Consider the following 24,213-nt stretch of genomic DNA (forward strand, 5'->3'; position numbering starts at 1 on the left):
AATACATACTTAGTATTTGTGTTTTTAATTTAGAATTAACCTCTTTAAGTTGCTTAATTTTTATTTTTCTATAATCATTTTAATATTGTTGAAAGTATTAATTAAAACTTAAAAAGAATATAACTTTATTAAATATTATATTTGAATGATAATTGAACAAAAAATTTTAAATTAGTCCTTTGGATTAAAACTTACTAATATGAAATAATATTTACTTTTTTGATACAGCTTCGCCAATTTAGTCACAATAAGTTATTAAATACTTTATCGAGTTTATATTAAAGGCAATTACTATGCCGATAATAAAAAATTTAATATTTAAAAAATAGCTTAAATCAAGCAATTTTTAGGTTTAGATTGATTATCATCGTATCATTATGATATAAGTTGATACAACCATATCATATTAATACTAATTATAATCAAAATAATGTACTAAAATAAAACATTTTTTTATGAGAAGGGTTTGAAAATTAATTTGAGGGAATTAAATATTATATTGTTCCTCACTTTGATAGATAGAAATCCAATATAAAAGTTCAATAGCAAGAACATCTTTCACAGAATACAAATCGCTGTTAAAAAGTAAATTATTTTCATCTTTACATAAATGAAAATCACTATCGCTAAAAAAAGCAATAATATTTTTTATCAGATTTTTTTGTTCTGAAATCGAAACTGAATTTTTAAGGGCAACCAATGATGTAATATTAGTAATTATATACTGGAAATAATGTTTGATCTCTGGTTCAAATAACCTACCTGATTTATCAAAACAAGATAGAAGAAATTTTTCGGCTTTTTTTATTTGCTTGATTTATTCTTTCTGCTAAATTATTGTCAATGTATTTAGATTTTAAACAATTTTTTAAGGTAATCATCACGATTGGGTGATAAAGTAATAAATAAGTTCCTTGTCTCCTTTCATTATAAGGGTAATGCCCGTCTTCAGCTAATTTTTCAATACATAGATTTATTGAATCAATCATTGCTTCTTTTATTTTGTCAGAATAATGATGTTCTAATAAAATTGCACATGCGTTAGCAAATGTTGATGCAGAATTTAAGCACCAAATATTTTCTCCAGCTGTATGTAATAAACTCGTTTTAGGGGAGTATAAATTCGAATACATTGCTTCACAAGTTGAGATTGCAGCATTTAAATATTTAATAATATTTGTTTTTTCAAATGCCTTTACTAAAGCAAGTGTTGACCAAACAGAAGCTATTCCCTCGTCTTGTAAATCCCATGAAACTTGATTAAAATTAAATAAACCATTTTGCATCCTCATCCCAAGTAAATAATCACTTAGCTTTTGTACCAAATAATTATTTTCAAACCTTGAATTTACTCCCTTCATACTTAAAATTAAAATTGCTCTAGCTTGACTTAGAACCATAGGAAAATTTTTATTTCTCACCCTAGTCTGAAAATATGCTCCGTTTTCTTCAATAACTAAGTTTTTTAAAAAATGTTGCCATAAGATAATTTTAACATCTTCAAAGTTTTGCCACTCAGTAAACTTTACATGTATTTCAAACTTATTATGGAAAAAAATTCTTATTTTTTTAATTAGAAGAAAAAGATAATAGATTGAGTTCTTTTTCATTTTTGTGTGTTATTTTGTTTAATTATTCTTGCAGGTACACCAGCAACCACTGTGTTATCCGGAATATCATAAATTACAACTGCATTTGCCCCTATTATAACATTATTTCCTACATTTATAGCGCCTAAAACTTTGGCTCCGGTTGCAATATAAACGTTATTTCCAATAGTAGGAACATCAAATTTTCCTGACCTTCCACCAATAGTGACATTTGTTCCTATCATAACGTTATTTCCAATTTTACATCTTTCATGTAATACAACTCCAATTGCTCCATAACCAAAATCTGAACCCAAACCAATTTCAGCTTTAAATGGTATATATGAATTGTATAGGTAAAAAATTATATATTGAAAAATATTAGGTAGAATAGGTATCTTTTTCCTAAACAAATAGTTTGCTATTCTATAAAATTTAATTGCGCTTATCATTGTAATTGGAGGAATATGTTTTTCAAAAATTTAATAATATATTAAAGTATATATTAAAATAAATATCTTTCCTTATTCACCTAACATAAAATTTTTTATTAATAAAACCAAATATAGTAAAATTGAAAATTGGCATATTAATTGTCATATAAACATAGTGATTTCTTCACCGATAATTATAAGAGCTAAATAAAAGGTAATAATGATGAAAAAAATAATTTTTTCTTTCTTTTTAATATATTCAACAAATCTTTATGCTCAAACAAATTACTTTGTTAGTAATGATGGTTCGGGCAATTTTTCTACAATTAAAGAAATAAATTCAAAAAATCTCAAGTTCGGTGATATAGTTAGTTTTAAAGGTGGACAACAATTTTCTGATGCAGTTTTAATTTGTAAACAAGGCGTTACTTATAACTCATATGGTAATGAAAAAGCTATTTTAGGTGATGCAAACGGAAACACATCAAATGAAGCCACAATTAATGTAAATTCGCAAAACGTTACACTTGATAATCTTAAAATTTTTGGTTTTAAGGAAGCAGAAAATGCAGTAATTTTTTCACAAAATGAATTAACAATAAAAAATTGTGAAATTATAGGTGGAAAAAATGCTCATCGAAAATGGTCATATGGTATTAAACAAACTTCAAAAACATCATCAAATGTAAGTATCACACAGAATAAAATAAGTGGTTTCGGTGGAGCAGGAATTTTCTGGAATAGACCATTAAATTTTGAAGTTAGTTACAACGAAATTTTCGACCTGTGGCGAATTGATTCAAAAGTAAATGATGGTGCTCAAGCAATACAAAGGGCTACATTCGGAAATGGTAAAAGCCCAGAAGATGTGTGGGACTGCGCTTATACCGTTAATGTTCACCACAATAATATACACCATTTTGAAATGGCTGCATTTATGGGTTATTCTCGGATTATTTTTGAATATAATGAAATCCATCATAATTTGGATGAGAGAATTTATAGAGGTGGGGTAAAACACGGGTCTGTTGGGAAACTTTGGGATAATTATGGAACATCTGATAATGAAATTTCATTAGGTAGTTTGGGTTTAATATTTAGGTATAATTATGTACATGATCTTAATAGATTTGGTAAAGCGAATTATACTTACGGTGAATCTACTGAATATCATAGAATAAATGGTATTGTTCCCGATGTGGTTTCTACAAATAATAGCAAAGATCATCCTATATACTTAGGATCGGGTTTGGAAATCTATTCAAATGGTATGAAATCAGAATATGCAGATGATTTTAATTCTGATGGAAAACCTGATTTTTTAGGCGCACCTGATTATGTTATTAGTGGGTTAGGTTATGGTAATTTTTGGATTCATAATAATGTTTTTTATAATTGTTCAAATCAAATCATTGGAAGAGCTTATAACTATCATAGTGAATATTACACAAATTTAATTTCCTATTTTATCAATAATACGATTTTAGATTGTGGTTCACAAAGCCATTTAACTGATGATAATGGTTTAATGATAACTCAAGCAAATTCGCAATCACCTCATGTTATGTTAAATAATATTATAGATTTTACTAGCCCTTCAGCTCGTTACACTGGCAGATGGAGGGAAGACGATCTTTATTTAGGTTTTAATATTTACACAAATCAAGGTGGAACAACGAAAGATAATATTCCAACTTTGAGTTCAAATAAAGCTGCTTTTTTTGAGTATAGTTCAAACGAATCAGCCAAAATTGAAAACGAACTTTATTTTATTCCTAAAGAAAACATTTGGAATAATTCAAATCAAACTTTGTTTGTTTTTAATATTGGGATTAATGGAACGTCCATTCCAGACTTACGTATTAAAAATGGTGGAACTGCATATAACCAAGGAAAACCATTTAATACTATTGGTGATAATTTTACTGTAAAATCTACTTACTGGTCAGAATCACATAAAATTGGTGAAGATCCAACCGGAAGAAGTTTTGCTTATGATATTTTAGGGAATTTTAGAACAACAAATGATATTGGAGCTATGGGTGTATCAGATGCAGCCAATGTAATTCCAAATCCTGTAAATTCTTCACCGGTTATTATTAGCCACCCGCAAAATATTAATGCAAATCTAAACGAAACAGTTAGTATTAACATAAATGCAACCTGTGATGACCCAATCGGCTATCAATGGTGGAAAAGCCCATATGTAAACGAAACAGAAAGTAAAATTAAAGATGGCGATAAATACTCCGGAGCAACAACAAACACACTGACAATTAAAAATTTAAGTACGGAAGATGCAAATTCAAAATTTATTTGTGAGGTTTATAACACAAAAGACCACTCAAATTTATGGTTGAATTCCAATACCTCTACGATATTTATTAGTACAGTAAATACATCAGAACAAACAAATTTAAAAACTGGATTGAAAGTTCTTTTAGAAGCAGCTATTCTTCCGAATAAATTGAATAGTGCACTAAATGAATACAAACTGCTTCCTAATAGCCAGCCGTATAATGTTAACCCTTGGAATTTTAACGGTAACGAAAAAATATCGGATATGAAAACTATTTTTGTTGACTGGCTGATTGTTGAATTGCGAGATAATTTAAATTCAGTTAAATATACAAAAGCTGCCGTATTAGGAAACGATGGCTCTGTATATAATACCGACGGTGCACAATTATTTTTTACAGATATCATTAACGGTGATTATTATATTGCAATAAAGCATAGAAATCACCTTAATATTGTTAGCTCAGAAAAGGTTCAGATACAAAATGGAATAAATGTTAATTATGATTTTACCGGTTCTGCTAATTCTGCATATGGTATAAATGCTTTAACGTTATTAAAGAATGGTAAATATGGAATGATAGCCGGTGATACTGATGCAAACGGAGTTATAAATAATTTAGATTTTGGTATTGTTGCTAACAATATTCCATCAAGGGCTTATCATCAAGGTGATTTGGATATGAACGGAATTGTAAACGTTTTAGATTATTCTTTGATAAATAAAAATATATTAAAGAGAACAAACGTTTCAAATTAGCATAATTATATTTTGCCACTTATGAAAAATTAAATTTTCGATAACTCTGAAATAATTGAAATATGATTCCCGTAATCTATTGGCAAGTGGACGGGAATCTTTTTAATTCTTAGCGGATTTCAAACAACTCGTAATTTCCGGAATGCTGTTCATAAATTTCATCAAATTATTTTGAGACTAAAACTGGTTCATTAATGTGTTCCGGATATTTCAAATATTCCATTCCCAGAGCATGCACTAAATGAAAATATGGAGGTAAAAATTTAAAGTTATGCCAATTTAAATTTTCATCCCAATAACCTTGTTCCATATCATCCGGGAATGTCCAAGACATTTCACATACTTGCGGATTACCGTTTTCATCCATCAAAAAGTCATAAGCCATTGACTGAAATTTTAATTCTTTAGAAATTTTAAATGCAGTTTCAACACACCTTAAATCAATATTGTCTTTATTTAAATCCCAATTTCCGCTTCCCGAAGCTCTGAAATCATTTTGCCTTGTAAATCTTCTGCATGCAAATGCTTTATTTCCTATAATATTTACACGAGTATCAAAACTATTATTTGGTAAAAACTTTTGAAAAAGCACATAATTTTTTTCTTTCTGCCAAATAAACGGCTTTATGCCACGTAAATTATTTAGAAATAATTGGTCTGCTTTGTTTCTAAAATAACTTTCCAAATTTTTAAATTTTACTTTTCCTTTAAATGGAAGTCCAAACTTTGGCAAAATTCCCTTATTAAACATTATGCGGATTAATTTTAATGCTTCGCTTTTTTCTTTAATTAAAATAACATTTGTCGATCCGGCTCCTTTTTTAAGTTTGAAAACAACCGGATACTGAGCATTTTTTGCCCAGTTTACAGCATTCTCTTCATCCCAAAATATCCAAGTATCAATCATAGGATAACCAAGAGTTTTTAGTAAATAATATTCTCTAATTTTATCATCAAAATGCCAGCTTGTATTAAAATTTGGGAAGCATTTAACATTTAAATAATTTTCTACAACCGGTAAAATGGCCTTTGTAAGTTGATGATCGTCATCGGAATGTGAAAATCTATACAAAAATAAATCAACATTTTTAACTTTTTCCCAAAAGTCTTTTTGGGCTATATCTAAATCAATGTATGGAATATTGTTGTAGTCTAAAATTTCTTTATACAGTTTATTTCTTTTTATTTGATAGCTTGGAAATGTGGTTTTATAAATTCCGACTAGCATTTTCCTTTCCTTAAGAATATTAAATATGTTTTTAACTGTTTAAAATTAAATAATAAATTTTATTTTTATCAAAAATAATATTATGTAATTTATTTTATTTAAATGAATATGTGAAAATTATGAAAGATTTACGATTAGAATATGATTTGAATCACAAAACTGTTTTGAACGAGGCAAAATATATAAATATTTTTTGAATACTTAAATTAAATAGTAAAGGTTAGAAAAATATTTAAAAATTAATATAATTACTTTATAATCAGCTTTTAATATCAATAATTTCTGGTTGCTTTAGATTTTCTAATTGTAATAAATCCTTTAACTGTAAATATTGAGGCCAATAATGTCCTTCATGCCAAATCATATTTTCATCCCAAAAACCTTCGCAATTGTAAATTACTGAATCAACAAATGTGTATGAAATTTCACAGATTTCCGGTTCTCCCTTTTCATTATAAAGAAAATCATATGCCATTGATTGGAATTTTAATTTGGTAGAAATTTTTAATGCCAATTGAATTAAACGTAAATCTATTTCATTTCTATTAAAATCAATTTTCCCGCTTCCCGATGCTCTGAAATCATCATCTCTTACAAAACGTCTGAATGCAAAAGCTCTATTGCCTATTGTAGTAACTCTGGTATCAAATTTATTATTTGCCAAAAATTTTTGAAATAAAATATAATTTTTTCCAATTTGCCAAGTGTTAGGTTGAATTTTTCTTAATTTATTTAATATGTATTTATCAATTTTAACTCTAAAAAAATTCTCAATGCTCTTATATTTAATGTTGCCTTTATGTTTTAATCCGGAAGCTGGTACTCCTTTTCCAAAAATTTGTTTAATTATTTTCTTAGAATCTTTATAGTTTGATAAAAGTAGCACATTAGTTGATCCGGCACCTTTTTTTAGTTTAAAGACAACCGGATATTCAGCAGATTCAGCCCACTTTAGAGCGCTTTCTTTTTCCCAAAAAACATAACTATCTATTATTGGAAATTTATGTGCTTTAAGTAAATAAAATTGTTTTACTTTATCATCAAAATGCCAGCAAGTATTTAAATCCGGAAAAACATGAATTTTTAATCCGTTTTCAATTATTGGCAAAATTGTATTTGCAAGCTCATGATGATCATCAATATGTGCCCATCTGAATAAAAATAAATCTACGGTTTTTATTTTATTCCAAAAATCAATATCATCAATATCCAATTCTATAAATTCTATTTCATTGTAACTTAAAATTCTTTTATATATTTCGTTTCTTCTTATCTGATAATCTGGATATTTAAAATTGTATATACCAATTAGCATTATTAACCAATTTTTTTGACAATGCAAAAATACTCAATTTTTATTTAGTATTTCATTAATTACCGGCCTAAATTTTCCCGAAGAAGTTGTATTTATCTCGTCAACAATTTCAATCTTCGTTTCAATATTATCAAGGAATTTTTTTATACTTTCATTCAAGTGCGGAAGTATCCCAAAATCAAATTTTTTATTGGGTACAATATTAACCAAAACCGTTCCCACTTCTTTTTGATGAAACTGAACTTTTGCTAATCCCTCAATATTTGCACATAAATAACCGATTGCCGCAACTCCGCTTACTTTTTTATTCAATGGAGTTAAAATAAAATCGGTAATTCTACCCGAAGAAATTTTAATTGTAGAAAGGTTTCTTCCGCATGGACAATTTTCTTTTGTTCTAACTGCCGTATCTCCAATTTTATATCTTATAACAGGAAAAGCATGATTTATTAAATCAGTAATTAATATTTCTCCTTCTTCGCCAATATCGCATTTGCTTCCGTCTTCTCGTACAATTTCTAGAATAATATCTTCATCTCTTACATGCATGTTATGAAACTCACATTCAGATGCTATAACGCTTGTTTCTCTTGCGCCGTATCTGTTAAAAACTTTTGCATTAAATGCATTTTCAATTTTTTCTTTATCATTACTTGTTAATAGTTCTGCTGATGAAATAATAGAATTTGGGGGATATAATTTAAAGTTGGTAGAATTTATATAGTCTGCAACATAAACAAGACTTTGTGCATACCCAAGTATATTTTTAGGTTTGAATTTATTTAAAGTATGTAAAAATTGTTCGAGTTCATTATCACTTATTGAAGAACTATCAAAAATTAAAATATTGTTTGTAAGATAATTCAATATTTTAGATTTAAGATTTAGTTTTTTAAAATCTCTACGTGCACCCCAAATTATAGCCTGCTTATCTCCAAATTCAAAATTTGCCCAGCTATCGTGTCGTTTTGCTGCTGCACTTCTGCGGTAAAATGTGTCTTTTGAATAAATTAATTTAACCGGATTTCCCGTAGAACCTCCAGAAGAAGTTTCAATAAATTCATTACCATTTAATTTATCTGAAAAAAAATGGCGATAATTTTCTTGAATACTTTTTCGGTGTAAAATAGGGATTTGACTTAAATCATTAAGATTTTTTACACTCGATAAATTTCCATGTTCTTTAAATAGTTTTTTATAGTAAGGTACATTTTGTGAAGCATTTAAAATCAAATTTTTAAATTTTTCATTTTGAACTTCCTCAATTAAGCTCTTTGAATAAAATTGACTAATTATCAAATCACTTAAGTGAGATAATTCCGAACTACCTTGCAATTTACTTATAATTGGATATGAAATACTTTTTCGCCAATTCAATTAAGACCCCCTTTCTGTATATCTTAATGAAAAATAAGTTATGAAGTATTTTTATAAAATGAAAGTATACATATTATTTTTCTTTAAAGTTGATTTAAAATACATTTAATTTGTATAAATTTTTTATAACATTAAATTCTTAAAAATCATAATAGTTAAGGTGTTTTATGAAAATTGCGGTCTTGGGCGATATTGTTGCAAATTATGTTGAGAAAACAAAATTGGATTTAGATGTTTTTCTTAATGATTATAGAAATTCAACAATATTAAAAACACTAAGTGAATTTGATTTTGTTATTGGAAATCTTGAAGCTCCGATAACAAATTCAGAAAACGAAATATTTAAAACCGGACCTGCAATTAAAAATCCTAAAGAGGTTATTGAAATTTTAAAACTTTCGAATATTAATGTTGTCACTTTGGCAAATAATCATATTTATGATTTTGGAGAAATTGGATTAACCGAAACAATTAATATTTGCAATCAAAATGGAATTAAAACAGTTGGAGCCGGTAAAAGTTTAGATGAAATAACAAAACCACTAATTTTAGAAAAAAATGATCAAAAAATTGCAGTAATTAATTTTGCCGAAAATGAGTTCAACACAATTTCTTTAGATGATAAAATTATTGGCAGTAATAGTTTGGATTTAATAAACCTATTTTATCAAATATCTAATGTAAAAGGGAAAGTCGATTATGTTATCGTTATTTCTCATGGAGGTCATGAGCAGTACAATTACCCAAGTCCGAGAATAAAAAAATTATATAGATATCTTATTGATTTAGGTGCCGACGCACTAATTGCCCACCATCCTCATGTACCGCAAGGCTATGAAGTATACAATGGAAAGCCAATTTATTATAGTACAGGAAATTTTATTTTTCCTTCAACAGAAGAAAATTTTTCAAATCATCATGGGTATGTTGTAGGTTTGGATTTAATTCAAGATAAAATAATTTATAATATTTACCCTTACAAACAATGTTGGGAAAATTTCAAAGTTGATGTTATGGAAAGAAATGAAAAAACAAACTTTGTTAATTTAATTGAAACTCTTTCAACAGAAATAACTAATGATAATGTTTTACAAGAAAATTGGGCAAAATTTTGTGAAACACGAAAAGATTCATTTTTTAATTCTTTATTCCCTTTTAATCAGAGAATAGTAAATAAATTAACAAAATTTTCTATTCAATCTTTGTTTGTACCAGAAAAGCATTTTTTAAAAATATTAAATCTCATAAGATGTGAAAGCCATAAAGATATTTTAATTCAATCCATCAAAAAGAAAGTTTATAGATAAATTTAAACTTTAATAAATTATAATCTTGCTAAAAAATGATGTAATCAAATCAGTATAAATTAAATACTTTAATTCTTTAAAACTAGTTTTCATAATTTTATTTCTTCATCATTTTTTTAACATGATCTAAAACAAAGTGGAAATTTTCTTTAGACATATATAGCAAAATTCCCCAAGTGACTATACTAATTATCGATTTAATAATTATGGAAAAAAATACGTTTTCTATAAAAAAGTAGTAGGAAAAACTAAAAAGAATTGCGGCTAAAACTGCACTTAGAAATAGTGGAAAAACTAACACATTTAAAAATTTTGTAAAGGATTTCTGTAAAGATATTTTAACAAGTAAATAGAATGCTTGGAAAAAGTTAATTGAAAAAGCTGTTAAAATTCCATAACCAATATAAATTAAATCTTTACCAATAAATATTCCGAGAAGAATTCCAACAACAACAAAAATTGTGCTTATTAATCCGGAATAAAATAATAAATCTGTTCTATTGGTTGCCTGAAAAATTGAACCGCTGGTTGCTAATAAAATCTGAATACCTACAGCAAGTGCTAATAATTGAAATACCGGAATACTTAGATCCCATTGCGAACCGTAAAAAATATTAATTATTTCTCTAGAATTAAAATACAAGAAAATAGATAGAGGAAATCCAATTATTGCAAGTAACTTTACAATCTTATAATATGCTTCATAGATAACTGATTTATCATCTTGGTATTTTGATAAAACCGGGTGCAGCACTGGAGTTATAACGTGAGTTAAATTTTGAACAGGCATTAGCATTAGTTTATAAGCTTTTTCGTAGAAACCAAGAGCTGAAACATTAAAATATTTTCCTATCAGTAAATTATCCGTATTTCCTGCAAAGTAATTTATGAAATGAAATAAAAATTGAAATGTTGAAAATTTTAGAATTTTTTTAATTGAGTCTATTTTAATTTTTAATGTTGGAATTACCGGTGCCAAATAAAAAAATGCAGAAAAAGTTAAAAATCCGGATAAAATACTATTTATAATTAATGAATAATAACTAAAACCTGCATAAGCAAGTATAATAGCAATAATGCCTGTTATTATGTGAACAACAACACTTACGATTCCTAATTCTTTAAATCGCAATTTCTTAGAGTTTAACGCACTTGGTACGATCTTTAAAGAATTAAACAGAATAGCTATTGCCATTAACCGTGATAAATTAATTAAGACCGGCTCATTATAAAAATCTGCAATAAAAGGAGCAGAGAAAAAGAAAATTGCTGCTAATATAAAACCAAATATTATTGAAAAGGAAAAAATTGAAGAAATGTCTTCATCATTTAGATTCTGATTTTGGACAATTGCCGCTCCAATTCCAAAACTGCTAAGAAGATTAAAAAAATTAGTAAAAACACTTACTATTGCAACTATTCCAAATTCTTCCGGAGTTAACAATCTTGCTAGTGTTGCACCAATAAAAATACTAACAACAATATCGCTGTATCTTGAAAGTCCGGTATAAAAAATACCAAGCCTAATATTTTTTCTAATCTCTGTCATATCTTTTTAATACTTAAGCTAAAATTCAAATATTTTTGGATAATTGTAATTTTATCAAGATTATGTAAATTAAATTCAAAGTTTAATAAATCTCTATTTTTCATATTAAATTAAAGAATATTTTACCAATGAATTAGAGAAATATTTAAAAACATCTTTTGCTCAGTAACGTCTGATTTTAAAATAAACTTTATAATAGAGCAAATTAACAAAAGAATAGTATTATTATATCATATACAACAAAATAAAATATATCAAAAAAATTCTATTATTTTCAAATTTCATTAAAATTGGACTATAATACTAAAATTATTAAGATTTTAATATAGATTTATCTTATTAATTTTCATTTATTAAAATTTATCTAATGAATTTTAATTTGCTTGATTTATCTCACATATTGTTTAAGAAACTATTTTTTTTCAATTTATAAAGACAATTAATATTTAAAATTTTTTATATTTAATTTTTTATAAAATCTCTTAAAGATATCATTTATATATTGATAAATAAATCTATATTAAAATAAATTATTGTTTGTTATTTAATACATTTTTTAGTTTTTAATAACTTTTTTATAATAGTTTATCAATTGGGAAAGGAGATGAAAAATTTACTTTTAGACTCATTGCTTATCTTTATTCTAATTCTATTTATTGACATTAAAAGTCAAAGTGTTTCTAAACAAGGAGGGATCTGTTTTAGAACAGATGATAACCAACCAATAAATATGTATTTAGAATATGCAGAAGTTTTTGATAAATACGATAAAGAATTTACTTTTGCACTAAATTTAGCAATGCAGGAAATCACATCAGACTACATTAGTAAAATAAAAACCATTCAATCCAATGGTCATGAAATGATGGATCATACACCATTTCATAGAACAAATTATTTTCACACAATCCTTGGTTCAGATTTTTATAAAAATCATCCTGGAGTTGCAAATATTAAAGATAATAAAATTGAACTATCTTATGTTAAAATAACAGAGGATTATGCAAAAGCAAATTATGAAAGAACCGGTTATGTTGATATAAATGGTAATTATATCATTAGTAATATTGGACAATTCAAAGAATTTAAAAAAACAGATTGTTATCTCTATTTTCCAACATTAGATAAATTAGTTTTTATTGACGAAAATACCGGCTGGATTGATAATTATAAAGTGCAAATACGTGGATTTTGGAGAAATGATGAAAATTTAGGTATTACTAAAAATTTAAAGTTTTATAATCTTGATATTAATGACGTACATTTAACCCCACAAGCATTAAATGCCTTAATGAAAGAATCATTAAGATTGGCAGAACATTATAATTTAATTCGTCCATATACTTGGATACAACCAGGTGGTTATTTCCCCCATGTATATAGAGAAGAAATTAAAGAAGGATGCCAAACTTCTTTAGCTTATAAAGCTGCTGGTGTGTTTTCAAATCCAAGTTTAAAAGTATTTAATGAATTTGATCCGAATAAGGATAAGCAATACGGAATGAATTTTGGTGATTTCAGAGAAGATATATGGTCATTAGAAAAATGTAAAAATTTTATTGCTAACAGAATTGCTAAACATCATGTTGTTATCGGGCATAGTCACTTTAGAGAATTGCTTGGCGGTTGGAGCGGCTTTCTTGAACGTACTGAAAAATTAATTCAATGGTGTATCGAAAACGATATCCCAATAAGAACATATTCTCAATGGGCTGATGTTTTATATAATCAAATTCCGAACCCAAACGAAAACATATTTCCAAGTTTAAATATTGATAAGGACAAAAACAATCTTCCCGATGGTTTTGAAAAGTTTACTGATTCTTATATAGATATGACAGATGGAATATCTCAAGATGAAAACTTGTCTTTGGCAATAAATAAGAAAGGTACAATAGCGAAAATTATTGATCTTGCTGGACTTGAAAAAGGAAAGAATTCATTTGAGTTATGGACCAAAGGAGCTACTGGAAATTTTATTGAAATTGACTTTCAAGTTGGTTCTAACAACCAAATTTTCAAAATCCCTGCTGAAAGTTCTATATGGACAAAATATACTCTCCAAAATTCAACTAATGGCAATACATCCTTAATTATTCCAGAAAATATTTCTTTAATAAATGTTACAATTAGAAGTACAAATTTTAGTTCCGGAACTACTAAAATTTGTGGAATGAAAATGAGTAAAGAGAATATAAATCTCCCAGAAATTGAACTTAGTAAAAATTCAGATATTTTAGAAGCTACTAGCAAAAGTACAAGTTTTAGCATTACATCAAATGTAAGTTGGAAAGCAGAAAGCAATTCCAGTTGGTTAACAGTTTCTCCTTCTTCTGGAAATAATAATGGAACTATTACCGCTAGTTTTTCTGAAAACACTAACTCTTCTCCAAGAAATGCTATTATTACTGTTTCAGGCGGTGGTATTTCTAAAACTATTTCCATTACTCAAAATGGTAAACCTTCTTCGGGCGGTGAAACTGGTAATTATATAAATATTCCTGAAACTTTATCCTTAGGAAGAGATGCCGGTTCTACTACTGTTAATGTTAATTCTAATATTACTTGGACCGTTAAAGATAATACCGGTTCTGTTGGTGGATGGATTAGTAAATCTCCTAAATCTCTTACCGGTAACGGGACTATTACTGTACGTTACTTAGCTAACAATACTGGTAAAGACAGAATAGGTCAGCTTATTTTTCTGATAGTGGTATTACAAAAACTATTAACGTTTTTCAATCTGCTTCGACCTCTGTACCAAGTATCAATTCACTTTCGGTAAATACTTCCACCCAAACTGTTTCTGCTATTTCTGGAAATACCAATTTCACAATTACATCAAATGTAAGTTGGAAAGCAGAAAGCAATTCCAGTTGGTTAACAGTTTCTCCTTCTTCTGGAAATAATAATGGAACTATTACCGCTAGTTTTTCTGAAAACACTAACTCTTCTCCAAGAAATGCTATTATTACTGTTTCAGGCGGTGGTATTTCTAAAACTATTTCCATTACTCAAAATGGTAAACCTTCTTCGGGCGGTGAAACTGGTAATTATATAAATATTCCTGAAACTTTATCCTTAGGAAGAGATGCCGGTTCTACTACTGTTAATGTTAATTCTAATATTACTTGGACCGTTAAAGATAATACCGGTTCTGTTGGTGGATGGATTAGTAAATCTCCTAAATCTCTTACCGGTAACGGGACTATTACTGTACGTTACTTAGCTAACAATACCGGTAAAGACAGAATAGGTCAGCTTATTTTTTCTGGTAGTGGTATTACAAAACTATTAATGTTTTTCAATCTGCTTCGACTAATATGCTTTCCAAAGTAGAAATTAACAATGATAATCAATTTGGTTTTTATGAAACCGATGTAATGCCAATAATTGATCATTATGAACTATTTCAAAACTACCCAAATCCTTTTAACCCAACTACAACAATTAAATATTCTATTCCGTCAAGCGTGCAAAGTGAAAAGTCAAACGTAAAACTAATTATTTATGATGTTTTGGGTAAGGAGATTGAAACTTTAGTCAACGAAAACAAATCCCCCGGTAATTATGAAGTGAATTTTAATGCTTCTAATTTTGCTGCGGGAGTTTATTATTATCAACTAAAAACCGGTGATTTTGTTAAAACTAAGAAAATGGTACTTATGAAATAAGATACTTTACAATATAAAATTAACAATTTTTCTAAAAATTTCTGGAGACTATTTTGATATGCGAAAATTAGTTAGTAATAAATTTGTGTTGTTTTACCTAATTTATATATATACTTCTCTAATATTTCCTTCTCAAGAATCTTCGGAAATTATTCTTTTCACAATTAGTCCCAATATCCATCTAAATTATGGATGCAATTATCCCATTACATATGAAATAAAAATACCTGCAAACAGTTCTAATTTAATTGTTTATAAGAAAAATACATCTTTGGAAAATTGGTTTAGATTAGAAGTGAAAAAATCGAATGATTTTTTTAATGGAATTGAAGCTGTTAGATTTGACTATAAAAATAATATTGCTTTTGTATCCGTTAATTTTCAAAATTACTCTGATTCAATTTTTATTAAAATTTGTGACAATCAGAACAATATTTTAAGAATAAAGTACCTCGGCACATCTAGATATTACGATAATCGAAATGCTGTAGTAGTCACTACTGCAGATGATTATTCAGGTGCCTCGGCAGGTTTTAACAAAGCATTTAAACTTTTTAGAGAAAGAAATCTATGGCTATCTTGTGCCGTTATTACAAGTAGATTAAGTAAATCAGAATGGATAAATTTACAAAAGGAAATTGATTTGGGAAAAATTGAAATTAATTCTCATAGTTCGTCACACATTTACCCTTATGCAGATAATTACTATGAAGTTGTAAATTCAAAAAATGATATAATAAATAATTTGAATTTACCATTAACATATAAAAACGGCAATCTTGAATATGTTTATTCTTACGTCTATCCTTTTGGAACATGGGGAAAAAATATTGATTTATTAGCAGGGGCAAATAATTACATAGTATGTCGTACGGTTCTTGAAAATGAAATTGATTTTTCAAATTGGAATAAAGATTTTAATATGTATAACAGAGTAGGTGTAGTTTATGAAGTTGGGCCAGTAAATATGGGAGTCTCAGGTATTTCTGACATAAATATTCTAAAAAAAACATTTAACAATGTTATTTCAAAAAATGGAATATATCATTTTTCCATTCATCCGAATAATGTAGAGTCAACTGGAGATTACGAGAAATCATATTTTACTGAACATCTAGATTTTATTAGTAACAAAAATTATTTATGGTATGTAGGATTTGGACACCTATATTTATATCATTTACTTACTGAAAACGTTTTTCAATCTGCTTTGACCTCTGTACCAAGTATCAATTCACTTTCGGTAAATACTTCCACCCAAACTGTTTCTGCTATTTCTGGAAATACCAATTTCACAATTACATCAAATGTAAGTTGGAAAGCAGAAAGCAATTCCAGTTGGTTAACAGTTTCTCCTTCTTCTGGAAATAATAATGGAACTATTACCGCTAGTTTTTCTGAAAACACTAACTCTTCTCCAAGAAATGCTATTATTACTGTTTCAGGCGGTGGTATTTCTAAAACTATTTCCATTACTCAAAATGGTAAACCTTCTTCGGGCGGTGAAACTGGTAATTATATAAATATTCCTGAAACTTTATCCTTAGGAAGAGATGCCGGTTCTACTACTGTTAATGTTAATTCTAATATTACTTGGACCGTTAAAGATAATACCGGTTCTGTTGGTGGATGGATTAGTAAATCTCCTAAATCTCTTACCGGTAACGGGACTATTACTGTACGTTACTTAGCTAACAATACTGGTAAAGACAGAATAGGTCAGCTTATTTTTTCTGGTAGTGGTATTACAAAAACTATTAACGTTTTTCAATCTGCTTCGACCTCTGTACCAAGTATCAATTCACTTTCGGTAAATACTTCCACCCAAACTGTTTCTGCTATTTCTGGAAATACCAATTTCACAATTACATCAAATGTAAGTTGGAAAGCAGAAAGCAATTCCAGTTGGTTAACAGTTTCTCCTTCTTCTGGAAATAATAATGGAACTATTACCGCTAGTTTTTCTGAAAACACTAACTCTTCTCCAAGAAATGCTATTATTACTGTTTCAGGCGGTGGTATTTCTAAAACTATTTCCATTACTCAAAATGGTAAACCTTCTTCGGGCGGTGAAACTGGTAATTATATAAATATTCCTGAAACTTTATCCTTAGGAAGAGATGCCGGTTCTACTACTGTTAATGTTAATTCTAATATTACTTGGACCGTTAAAGATAATACCGGTTCTGTTGGTGGATGGATTAGTAAATCTCCTAAATCTCTTACCGGTAACGGGACTATTACTGTACGTTACTTAGCTAACAATACCGGTAAAGACAGAATAGGTCAGCTTATTTTTTCTGGTAGTGGTATTACAAAAACTATTAATGTTTTTCAATCTGCTTCGACTAATATGCTTTCCAAAGTAGAAATTAACAATGATAATCAATTTGGTTTTTATGAAACCGATGTAATGCCAATAATTGATCATTATGAACTATTTCAAAACTACCCAAATCCTTTTAACCCAACTACAACAATTAAATATTCTATTCCGTCAAGCGTGCAAAGTGAAAAGTCAAACGTAAAACTAATTATTTATGATGTTTTGGGTAAGGAGATTGAAACTTTAGTCAACGAAAACAAATCCCCCGGTAATTATGAAGTGAATTTTAATGCTTCTAATTTTGCTGCGGGAGTTTATTATTATCAACTAAAAACCGGTGATTTTGTTAAAACTAAAAAAATGATTTTGCTTAAATAATTTTAAGTAATAATCTTTTCTTTAATATTAACTTTAATGGAAGTTTTATGAAAATTTTATATTTGTTAGTCCTAACTAATTTTTATTTTTTACATTCCATAAATGCGCAATCCGTTATATTTTCTGATTATTCTGATTATAATCTTAGACTTAAAGTTGGATCAACTGAAATAATATCATGGACCAGCAACGGTATTGAAAACATAAATATTGAATACACAACAGATGCTGGCAAAACATGGAAGTTAATAATAGAAAATTACAAAGCTGAAAATGGACTTTTTGAATGGATAGTACCCAATACTCCTTCCATATTTTGCCAATTAAAAATTTATGATTCTAGCGATTCAAATACATTCCATATTAAACCCGATCTTTCAAGTTATGGAAAGTACCATTACTTTACAATAATAGGAGAAAATAAATGGAAGTATATTCAATCAAATACAAATTATAATCTAACCAATATTAATTTTCTTGACAGTTTGAATGGAATAATTTGGGGTAATTCCACATTATTAGTTACAAACAATGGCGGAATAACTTGGGATATAAAATCGGAATTTTCCGAAAAAAATTTACTAGATGTGATTTTCATTGATGATAAAAAAGGTTTTGCCTATAAAAATAATGAGATTTTTAGTACAAATGATGGCGGAGTAAATTGGGGTTCTGTTTACTCTAATTCTGAAATCAGAAATATTAAAAAGTTGACTTTTCAGAACGGTTTCATTTTTTATATTTCTCATGAGAATAACAATGATTATCTACACTCAAACATATATAAAATAGACGAATTTGGTACCGATAATCTCAAAATATTTTCATTTGATTCATTAAAGAAACCGGATGGATCTTATATTTACCCAAATGGAATATATAAATTTGCCTTTATAAACGACAGTACAGGTTATTTAGATTTTATCTATGAATTTAATGGATTCTATAAAGAACTTTTATTAACATCAGATGGAGGTTTTACATGGCAATTGTCTGGCATACCTGCAACGCCTTCTGATATAATTGTTTTAAATAATCTAAATATATATGGGATTTATATAATTTTTGGAAACGAAGGTTATAAAGAATGCGGAATTTATAAATTTGATCAAGATAAAAAATTTTCAATACTCTATAGAAAAAATGTTCTATATTATTCTATCATTTTTGAGAAGATACATTTTTATAATAATGAAATTGGGTGGTTGTTAGGAAGTGTTGATGGTGAAAGCTGGGATGCTGACCCTATTACTATTTCAAAAAGTTCTGATGGTGGAGTAACATGGGATTTACAATTTTTCGGGAGTATTTATTGTAAAATTAACAATCTGTACTCATTCGATGGTCAAACATGCTGGGCTGTTGGTGATAGCGGAACAATTTTAAAGTCTAATGATGAAATTACCAATGTTAAAAATGTTGATAAAAAATTAATATCTAATTTCACTCTTTACCAAAACTACCCCAACCCATTTAACCCAACTACAACAATTAAATATTCTATTCCGTCAAGCGTGAAAAGTGAAACGTCGAAAGTGAAACTAATTGTTTATGATGTTTTAGGAAAAGAAATTTCTACGCTCGTAAATGAAAATAAATCTCCCGGTAATTATGAAGTAGTTTTTGATGGTACTAATCTTTCAAGCGGAATTTACTTTTATAAAATTCAAGCTGGTAAATTTGTTGAAACAAAGAAAATGATTTTAATAAAATAAAAATTGTGAAAAAGGGTTAACTTGTAATTGGCACTATCTTGTACTTATCTTGCTCTTTGATTGGCTTATAGAACTTTTTGAAAATCAGCATTATTTTAATAAAATTCTGCTGATTTTTTTAACCTAAAATTTTCTTTTTCAACATTCGTAATTTGTATTCTGCCGGATATGTATAATAAAATTTTGCAAGTTCGCTATTCTTTTTCTTTAGAGTGTTTAGTGCATTTTTATAAGTTGATTTTTCATCAGCAGAAAAATGCAAATTGCTGGCGGTTTTCATAATTATCATTGCTTTGGCAAGATTTATAATTTTTTTATCAATATTTTGCCTAGTTTCTTCTTTAAGCCTGCTCAAATTTTTTAATTTTTCCAGGGTTTCGTTTGTTTGAATATATCCAAAAATATCTGCAAAGCATCTATCAAGTTCCATTGTTGAGCCTTCTCTAATTCTTCTATCGCAATAACTTTCGTCTTTAATTATAGTTTTTTTTGCGTGCAGAAATAATTGAAATGCAAATTCTTCGTCTTCAAACCTAATTGATCTGTATTTAATATTATTTTCAATCACAATTGTTTTTTTGAAAATATACAAATACGGTAGTGGTGAAAACGAACTTATCGGATATAAGATATTAAACGCATCTTCGCCGGTTTTACAAACAGCATTTGTTTTTCGCGAGTATACTGTTGTGTTTTTTATTCTATTTTTTTCTGTTTCACTTAATTTATAATCTTCATCAATAAGCGGAGTTGCTGAAAATGCAAAAATTTCCAAATCGGGATGTTCTGTTAGAATTTCGTTAAATCTTTTAAACAATCCCGGTTTAAGTATATCATCGGAATCAAAATAATAAATAAATTCTCCGGTTGAAATTTGTGTCCCAAAATTACGTGCGGGACCTTGTCTTTGATTTTTTGTGTGATGAATTTTTATTAACGGATTTTCCGAATATATTTCTTCCAAATATTCTCTGGAACCATCTGTTGATCCATCATTTATCAAAATTATTTCTTGTACAAACTCTTTTTGTTCAAGAATTGAATCAACACATGCTTTAACATATTTTTTTGTATTATAAACCGGAATTATTACTGAAATTTTTTCAATCATTTATTTTCCATTTTCCTTAAATCTGTATTGAATTGTTGAATTTTTAGATAAATAAGATATTGAATTTAATACTTTTTTCAAGTTATATGTTCGATATATTTTCAGAATTTTTAAAATCGAATATAGAAGTTCCCAAAGCAGATTTTTTCTTTTTCTCAGAAAATTTATTTAAATAATTTTTCATTTTATTTCTAATTCGTTTTGCAAAATGAATTGTAGAATTTTGAACTTTACTGAAGTGTAGTAAAATCCTTAAATAAATTTTTACATTTAACAATGGAAGGAATTTATATTTTACTAAAAACTGAAAAATTTCAGAACTTAATTGTATGTCTTCTTTTTTAAATTCCGGAAAATCTATTACTGCTTCATAGCGTTCTTTATATATTTCTTTATCAGGCAACCAATTATTCGTTTCACAAACATTTGCTAAATCAGTTGAGGGATAAGGCTGAAAAATTGATGGCTTTCCTTTGGCTCCGACTTCTCTTGCTAATTTTACTGTATCAAAGAATAATTTTCTATTTTCTTCCGGAAATCCAACCATAATAAAATCATCGTGAGAGATTTTATACTTATTCACCAAATTAAAAACGTTTTTAATTTGCTCATTCGTCATTTTTCTATTTAAAACTTTTCTTCTAAATTCTTCATTACCATGCTCAAGCCCAATACCAATATTTTTTGCACCGGCTTCTTTTAATAATTTTATTATATCTTCATTTACGGTTTCAATCCTTAAGTTACATCTAAACGGATATGAAAAATTTTTCTTATACATTTCAAAAAAAGTGAAAAACCATTTTTTGTTTAAGGAAATTGTATCATCATCAAAAGTGATTTTATTAAAATTAAATTTTGCTTGATCTATTTTTATTTGTTCAATTGCAAGTTCCGGATCCATAAATCTATAATATTTATTTTTATTTGGATAAACTGAAGAAAGTGCTTCGTTTGAACAATATGAACATTTAAATGTGCACCCTCTGCTGAAAATAAATCTGTTATTTCCATTGCTTATATCAAGAATTTTTTGATAATCTAGTGATTCTTTATCTGGAAATGGTAAAGAATTTAAATTTTCAATAAGTGGTCTAACAGGATTTTTAATAATTTCATTTTTATATCTAACCCAAAGATTTTTAATTTGAGTAAAATCTGTTTTATTCTGAATTGTGTTTGCCAAATCCAGCATTGCATATTCACCTTCACCTATTGAAATAGCATCAAGCTCGGGAATTTGAGTTATTGATTCAGGCTGTAATGTTGTATGCGCACCACCGCAAATTAAAAATGAATTAGAAAAAGTTTTGATTTTTTTTGCTATTTCTTTTAGATAAGGAAATTGCGAGCTTGTTGCAGAAAAACCAATTATTGCTGGATTATCATCTACTATATTATTAAAGAATTTTTCGAGATCATTAAAATCCCAAATTGGAAAATATTTTACATTAAATCCGTTATTCTTTAAAACGGCAGAAATATAGCCGAGTCCATAATTATATCCATGAACATAGTGAGAGTTTATTTGTAAATATGTAAGATAAATAAGCATTTACTATAGCTAATTATTAAAATGTTAATTTATTAAATTTTATTTTTATCTCTGTGATTTTAATCAAATTTTCATTCATCAAAATTTTCTGTGCGAAAAAACAGAAATAAAATTCGATTTAATCCTTCTTGGTTTCTCTATGCAAATAGTCTGTCCCAAAACAATTACACAATTTTGACTTTTGCTCTACTTCTAATATCACAAATTGAGACACATTCATATTCATATTGATTTTCAGCACTAATTGATGATTTTTGTGATCAATATCACTTTGGCATCATAATTGGCAATATGTTGGAAAACAAGATTGGAAATTACAAAATGTAAATAGTTTCAATAAATAAAAAGGGCTAACAAGCGGCAACTTGTTAACCCCAAATGCATTAACAAAAGGAATGGGAGTATTTGTAATGCGGTACAAACTTACCAATTTTTATATAAATAAAAAACTAAAATTTTACTTATTTAATGTTCTAAGTATTTTTCTTTTCTCCGGAAATATTTTTGCATCACAGATTTACAAAATGAGTTTGGAGAATTATAGAATAGATGGAGATAGTAGTGTAAGTGCGGATGTATATATAGAGAATGTAGGCGAATCATTCGAGTTAACAAGCTATCAATGTGCATTAAGTATAAATCAAAGTTTGGATTTATCAAGCCTAAGATTGAAATATGTTGAAGGAAGTTCAGATACTTCGAGAATATCACAAACCCGGAAAGCCATGTAAGTATATTTTCTTTGTTAGGCGGAAATGAAGAAGAGGAAGAAGAAACAAAAGAAATAGAAAAGATAAACATCATAGGATCGGAAGCATCGGCAATAAGCGGAGAAAAGTTTACGGATAAAATGCTGTATGATGGAATAAGCCCGGAGAGTAATGGAGGAGAATATAGTTCGTCATCAGATGGAAGATGGGCAGTGGAAGGATTTCCGCAATGGGTTACATTGGATTTGGGCGAAGAGAAAGAAGTAGAAACAATAAAGATAAGTGGATATGGATCAGATGAAGGGATAACCTATGATTGTGAATTTTACAGAGGAGAATACAGTAATAAGGAACTAATAAAGAAAGAAACAACAGAAAGCGGAAGTTACTGGTCGGAACATGAATTAGGAAGTGTAAAGACAAGATACATAACAATAGTAGTAACGGGAAGTGAGGGAAACAGCTGGTGTGATATATGGGAGATGGAAGTATATGGAGTAGATGGAACATCAGAAGTTGGAGAAGAAGAAGTAATACCGGAAGAATATGGAATAAGTCAGAATTACCCGAATCCGTTTAACCTGAGTACAAAAGTGCAAGTGAAGATGAAAGAAACGGGAAATGCAAGACTTGATGTATACAATATATTGGGAGAAAGAGTATTATCTGTATTGGATGCAGAACTAAGTGCCGGAATACATGAAATCAATATTGATGGATCTAATCTTGCCAGTGGTACTTACATATATCAACTAAATATTGATGGTAACTTTTCCCAAATCAAAAAAATGAATCTGATTAAGTGAAAAGTTGAAAAATCAAAAACTTAATTACAGTATAATTTTGCATTTTACTTAAATAAAGAAAAATAAATATCTATCGATAAT

The 24,213-nt window shown here is 28.0% G+C and carries 18 protein-coding genes; 9 read left to right on the top strand and 9 right to left on the bottom strand.

Annotated features, from left to right (window positions below):
- Positions 1-770: 770 nt before the first annotated feature.
- Complete coding sequence (locus IPM32_03260; protein ID MBK8944269.1) at positions 771-1,610, bottom strand: hypothetical protein; 840 nt, start codon at positions 1,608-1,610, stop codon at positions 771-773.
- Positions 1,607-2,038 carry a serine acetyltransferase gene (locus IPM32_03265; protein ID MBK8944270.1) on the bottom strand — a complete coding sequence of 144 codons (432 nt, stop codon included), beginning with the start codon at positions 2,036-2,038 and terminating at the stop codon, positions 1,607-1,609. The genes IPM32_03260 and IPM32_03265 overlap by 4 nt, the downstream gene beginning before the upstream one ends.
- A gap of 208 nt (positions 2,039-2,246) precedes the next feature.
- Between IPM32_03265 and IPM32_03270 the strand changes: the two genes are divergently transcribed.
- Complete coding sequence (locus IPM32_03270; GenBank protein ID MBK8944271.1) at positions 2,247-5,081, top strand: hypothetical protein; 2,835 nt, start codon at positions 2,247-2,249, stop codon at positions 5,079-5,081.
- 166 nt (positions 5,082-5,247) lie between these two features.
- On the opposite strand, the gene IPM32_03275 is transcribed toward IPM32_03270, so the two are convergent.
- The 3 genes from IPM32_03275 to IPM32_03285 all read right to left on the bottom strand — a co-directional run bounded on the left by IPM32_03275 (position 5,248) and on the right by IPM32_03285 (position 9,001).
- Positions 5,248-6,309: a hypothetical protein gene (locus IPM32_03275; GenBank protein ID MBK8944272.1), complete on the bottom strand. Its 1,062-nt coding sequence runs from the start codon at positions 6,307-6,309 to the stop codon at positions 5,248-5,250.
- A gap of 259 nt (positions 6,310-6,568) precedes the next feature.
- Positions 6,569-7,624 (bottom strand): hypothetical protein, encoded by a 1,056-nt coding sequence (locus IPM32_03280; protein ID MBK8944273.1) that lies wholly within the window; start codon positions 7,622-7,624, stop codon positions 6,569-6,571.
- Between the two features lie 33 nt (positions 7,625-7,657).
- The gene (locus tag IPM32_03285; protein ID MBK8944274.1) at positions 7,658-9,001 is read right to left on the bottom strand and encodes a phenylacetate--CoA ligase family protein; all 1,344 of its coding nucleotides are present in this window, start codon (positions 8,999-9,001) and stop codon (positions 7,658-7,660) included.
- Between the two features lie 167 nt (positions 9,002-9,168).
- Between IPM32_03285 and IPM32_03290 the strand changes: the two genes are divergently transcribed.
- Positions 9,169-10,308 carry a CapA family protein gene (locus IPM32_03290; GenBank protein ID MBK8944275.1) on the top strand — a complete coding sequence of 380 codons (1,140 nt, stop codon included), beginning with the start codon at positions 9,169-9,171 and terminating at the stop codon, positions 10,306-10,308.
- Between the two features lie 97 nt (positions 10,309-10,405).
- On the opposite strand, the gene IPM32_03295 is transcribed toward IPM32_03290, so the two are convergent.
- Positions 10,406-11,857, bottom strand: a complete 1,452-nt coding sequence (locus IPM32_03295) for a lipopolysaccharide biosynthesis protein (protein MBK8944276.1) — start codon at positions 11,855-11,857, stop codon at positions 10,406-10,408.
- 604 nt (positions 11,858-12,461) lie between these two features.
- Between IPM32_03295 and IPM32_03300 the strand changes: the two genes are divergently transcribed.
- Positions 12,462-14,642, top strand: a complete 2,181-nt coding sequence (locus tag IPM32_03300; protein MBK8944277.1) for a BACON domain-containing protein — start codon at positions 12,462-12,464, stop codon at positions 14,640-14,642.
- Here the strand turns inward: IPM32_03300 and IPM32_03305 are convergent.
- On the bottom strand, positions 14,596-14,868 hold the full coding sequence (locus IPM32_03305; GenBank protein ID MBK8944278.1) for a hypothetical protein: 273 nt from the start codon (positions 14,866-14,868) through the stop codon (positions 14,596-14,598). The two genes, IPM32_03300 and IPM32_03305, sit on opposite strands and share 47 nt — an antisense overlap.
- On the opposite strand from IPM32_03305, the gene IPM32_03310 reads away from it, so the two are divergent.
- The 4 genes from IPM32_03310 to IPM32_03325 are packed head-to-tail and all read left to right on the top strand — an operon-like array spanning position 14,777 to position 19,950.
- A complete protein-coding gene (locus IPM32_03310) occupies positions 14,777-15,196 on the top strand; it encodes a BACON domain-containing protein (GenBank protein ID MBK8944279.1) in 420 nt (139 codons plus the stop codon). The genes IPM32_03305 and IPM32_03310 overlap by 92 nt on opposite strands.
- Complete coding sequence (locus IPM32_03315) at positions 15,181-15,531, top strand: T9SS type A sorting domain-containing protein (GenBank protein MBK8944280.1); 351 nt, start codon at positions 15,181-15,183, stop codon at positions 15,529-15,531. The genes IPM32_03310 and IPM32_03315 overlap by 16 nt, the downstream gene beginning before the upstream one ends.
- 58 nt (positions 15,532-15,589) lie before the next feature.
- A complete protein-coding gene (locus IPM32_03320; protein MBK8944281.1) occupies positions 15,590-18,235 on the top strand; it encodes a T9SS type A sorting domain-containing protein in 2,646 nt (881 codons plus the stop codon).
- 47 nt (positions 18,236-18,282) lie between these two features.
- Positions 18,283-19,950, top strand: coding sequence for a T9SS type A sorting domain-containing protein (locus IPM32_03325; protein MBK8944282.1), 1,668 nt, complete (start codon positions 18,283-18,285; stop codon positions 19,948-19,950).
- A gap of 118 nt (positions 19,951-20,068) precedes the next feature.
- Here IPM32_03325 and IPM32_03330 read toward each other — a convergent pair whose 3' ends face one another.
- Positions 20,069-21,061, bottom strand: a complete 993-nt coding sequence (locus tag IPM32_03330) for a glycosyltransferase family 2 protein (GenBank protein MBK8944283.1) — start codon at positions 21,059-21,061, stop codon at positions 20,069-20,071.
- 82 nt (positions 21,062-21,143) lie between these two features.
- The gene (locus IPM32_03335; protein MBK8944284.1) at positions 21,144-22,616 is read right to left on the bottom strand and encodes a B12-binding domain-containing radical SAM protein; all 1,473 of its coding nucleotides are present in this window, start codon (positions 22,614-22,616) and stop codon (positions 21,144-21,146) included.
- Between the two features lie 365 nt (positions 22,617-22,981).
- Between IPM32_03335 and IPM32_03340 the strand changes: the two genes are divergently transcribed.
- Positions 22,982-23,347, top strand: a complete 366-nt coding sequence (locus tag IPM32_03340; protein ID MBK8944285.1) for a hypothetical protein — start codon at positions 22,982-22,984, stop codon at positions 23,345-23,347.
- A gap of 11 nt (positions 23,348-23,358) precedes the next feature.
- Positions 23,359-24,132, top strand: a complete 774-nt coding sequence (locus tag IPM32_03345) for a T9SS type A sorting domain-containing protein (protein ID MBK8944286.1) — start codon at positions 23,359-23,361, stop codon at positions 24,130-24,132.
- The last annotated feature ends 81 nt before the right edge of the window (positions 24,133-24,213 follow it).

The sequence above is a fragment of the Ignavibacteriota bacterium genome (assembly GCA_016716225.1).
Lineage (GTDB): Bacteria > Bacteroidota > Ignavibacteria > Ignavibacteriales > Melioribacteraceae.

Excerpts from the sequence above, each read along its gene's own strand:
- IPM32_03280 (MBK8944273.1), bottom strand. The coding sequence starts at position 7,624 with ATGCTAATTGGTATATACAATTTTAAATATCCAGATTATCAGATAAGA.
- IPM32_03300 (MBK8944277.1), top strand. The coding sequence starts at position 12,462 with ATGAAAAATTTACTTTTAGACTCATTGCTTATCTTTATTCTAATTCTA.
- IPM32_03335 (MBK8944284.1), bottom strand. The coding sequence starts at position 22,616 with ATGCTTATTTATCTTACATATTTACAAATAAACTCTCACTATGTTCAT.
- IPM32_03260 (MBK8944269.1), bottom strand. The coding sequence starts at position 1,610 with ATGAAAAAGAACTCAATCTATTATCTTTTTCTTCTAATTAAAAAAATA.
- IPM32_03315 (MBK8944280.1), top strand. The coding sequence starts at position 15,181 with ATGCTTTCCAAAGTAGAAATTAACAATGATAATCAATTTGGTTTTTAT.
- IPM32_03270 (MBK8944271.1), top strand. The coding sequence starts at position 2,247 with ATGAAAAAAATAATTTTTTCTTTCTTTTTAATATATTCAACAAATCTT.
- IPM32_03295 (MBK8944276.1), bottom strand. The coding sequence starts at position 11,857 with ATGACAGAGATTAGAAAAAATATTAGGCTTGGTATTTTTTATACCGGA.
- IPM32_03275 (MBK8944272.1), bottom strand. The coding sequence starts at position 6,309 with ATGCTAGTCGGAATTTATAAAACCACATTTCCAAGCTATCAAATAAAA.
- IPM32_03305 (MBK8944278.1), bottom strand. The coding sequence starts at position 14,868 with ATGGAAATAGTTTTAGAAATACCACCGCCTGAAACAGTAATAATAGCA.
- IPM32_03290 (MBK8944275.1), top strand. The coding sequence starts at position 9,169 with ATGAAAATTGCGGTCTTGGGCGATATTGTTGCAAATTATGTTGAGAAA.
- IPM32_03320 (MBK8944281.1), top strand. The coding sequence starts at position 15,590 with ATGCGAAAATTAGTTAGTAATAAATTTGTGTTGTTTTACCTAATTTAT.
- IPM32_03330 (MBK8944283.1), bottom strand. The coding sequence starts at position 21,061 with ATGATTGAAAAAATTTCAGTAATAATTCCGGTTTATAATACAAAAAAA.
- IPM32_03325 (MBK8944282.1), top strand. The coding sequence starts at position 18,283 with ATGAAAATTTTATATTTGTTAGTCCTAACTAATTTTTATTTTTTACAT.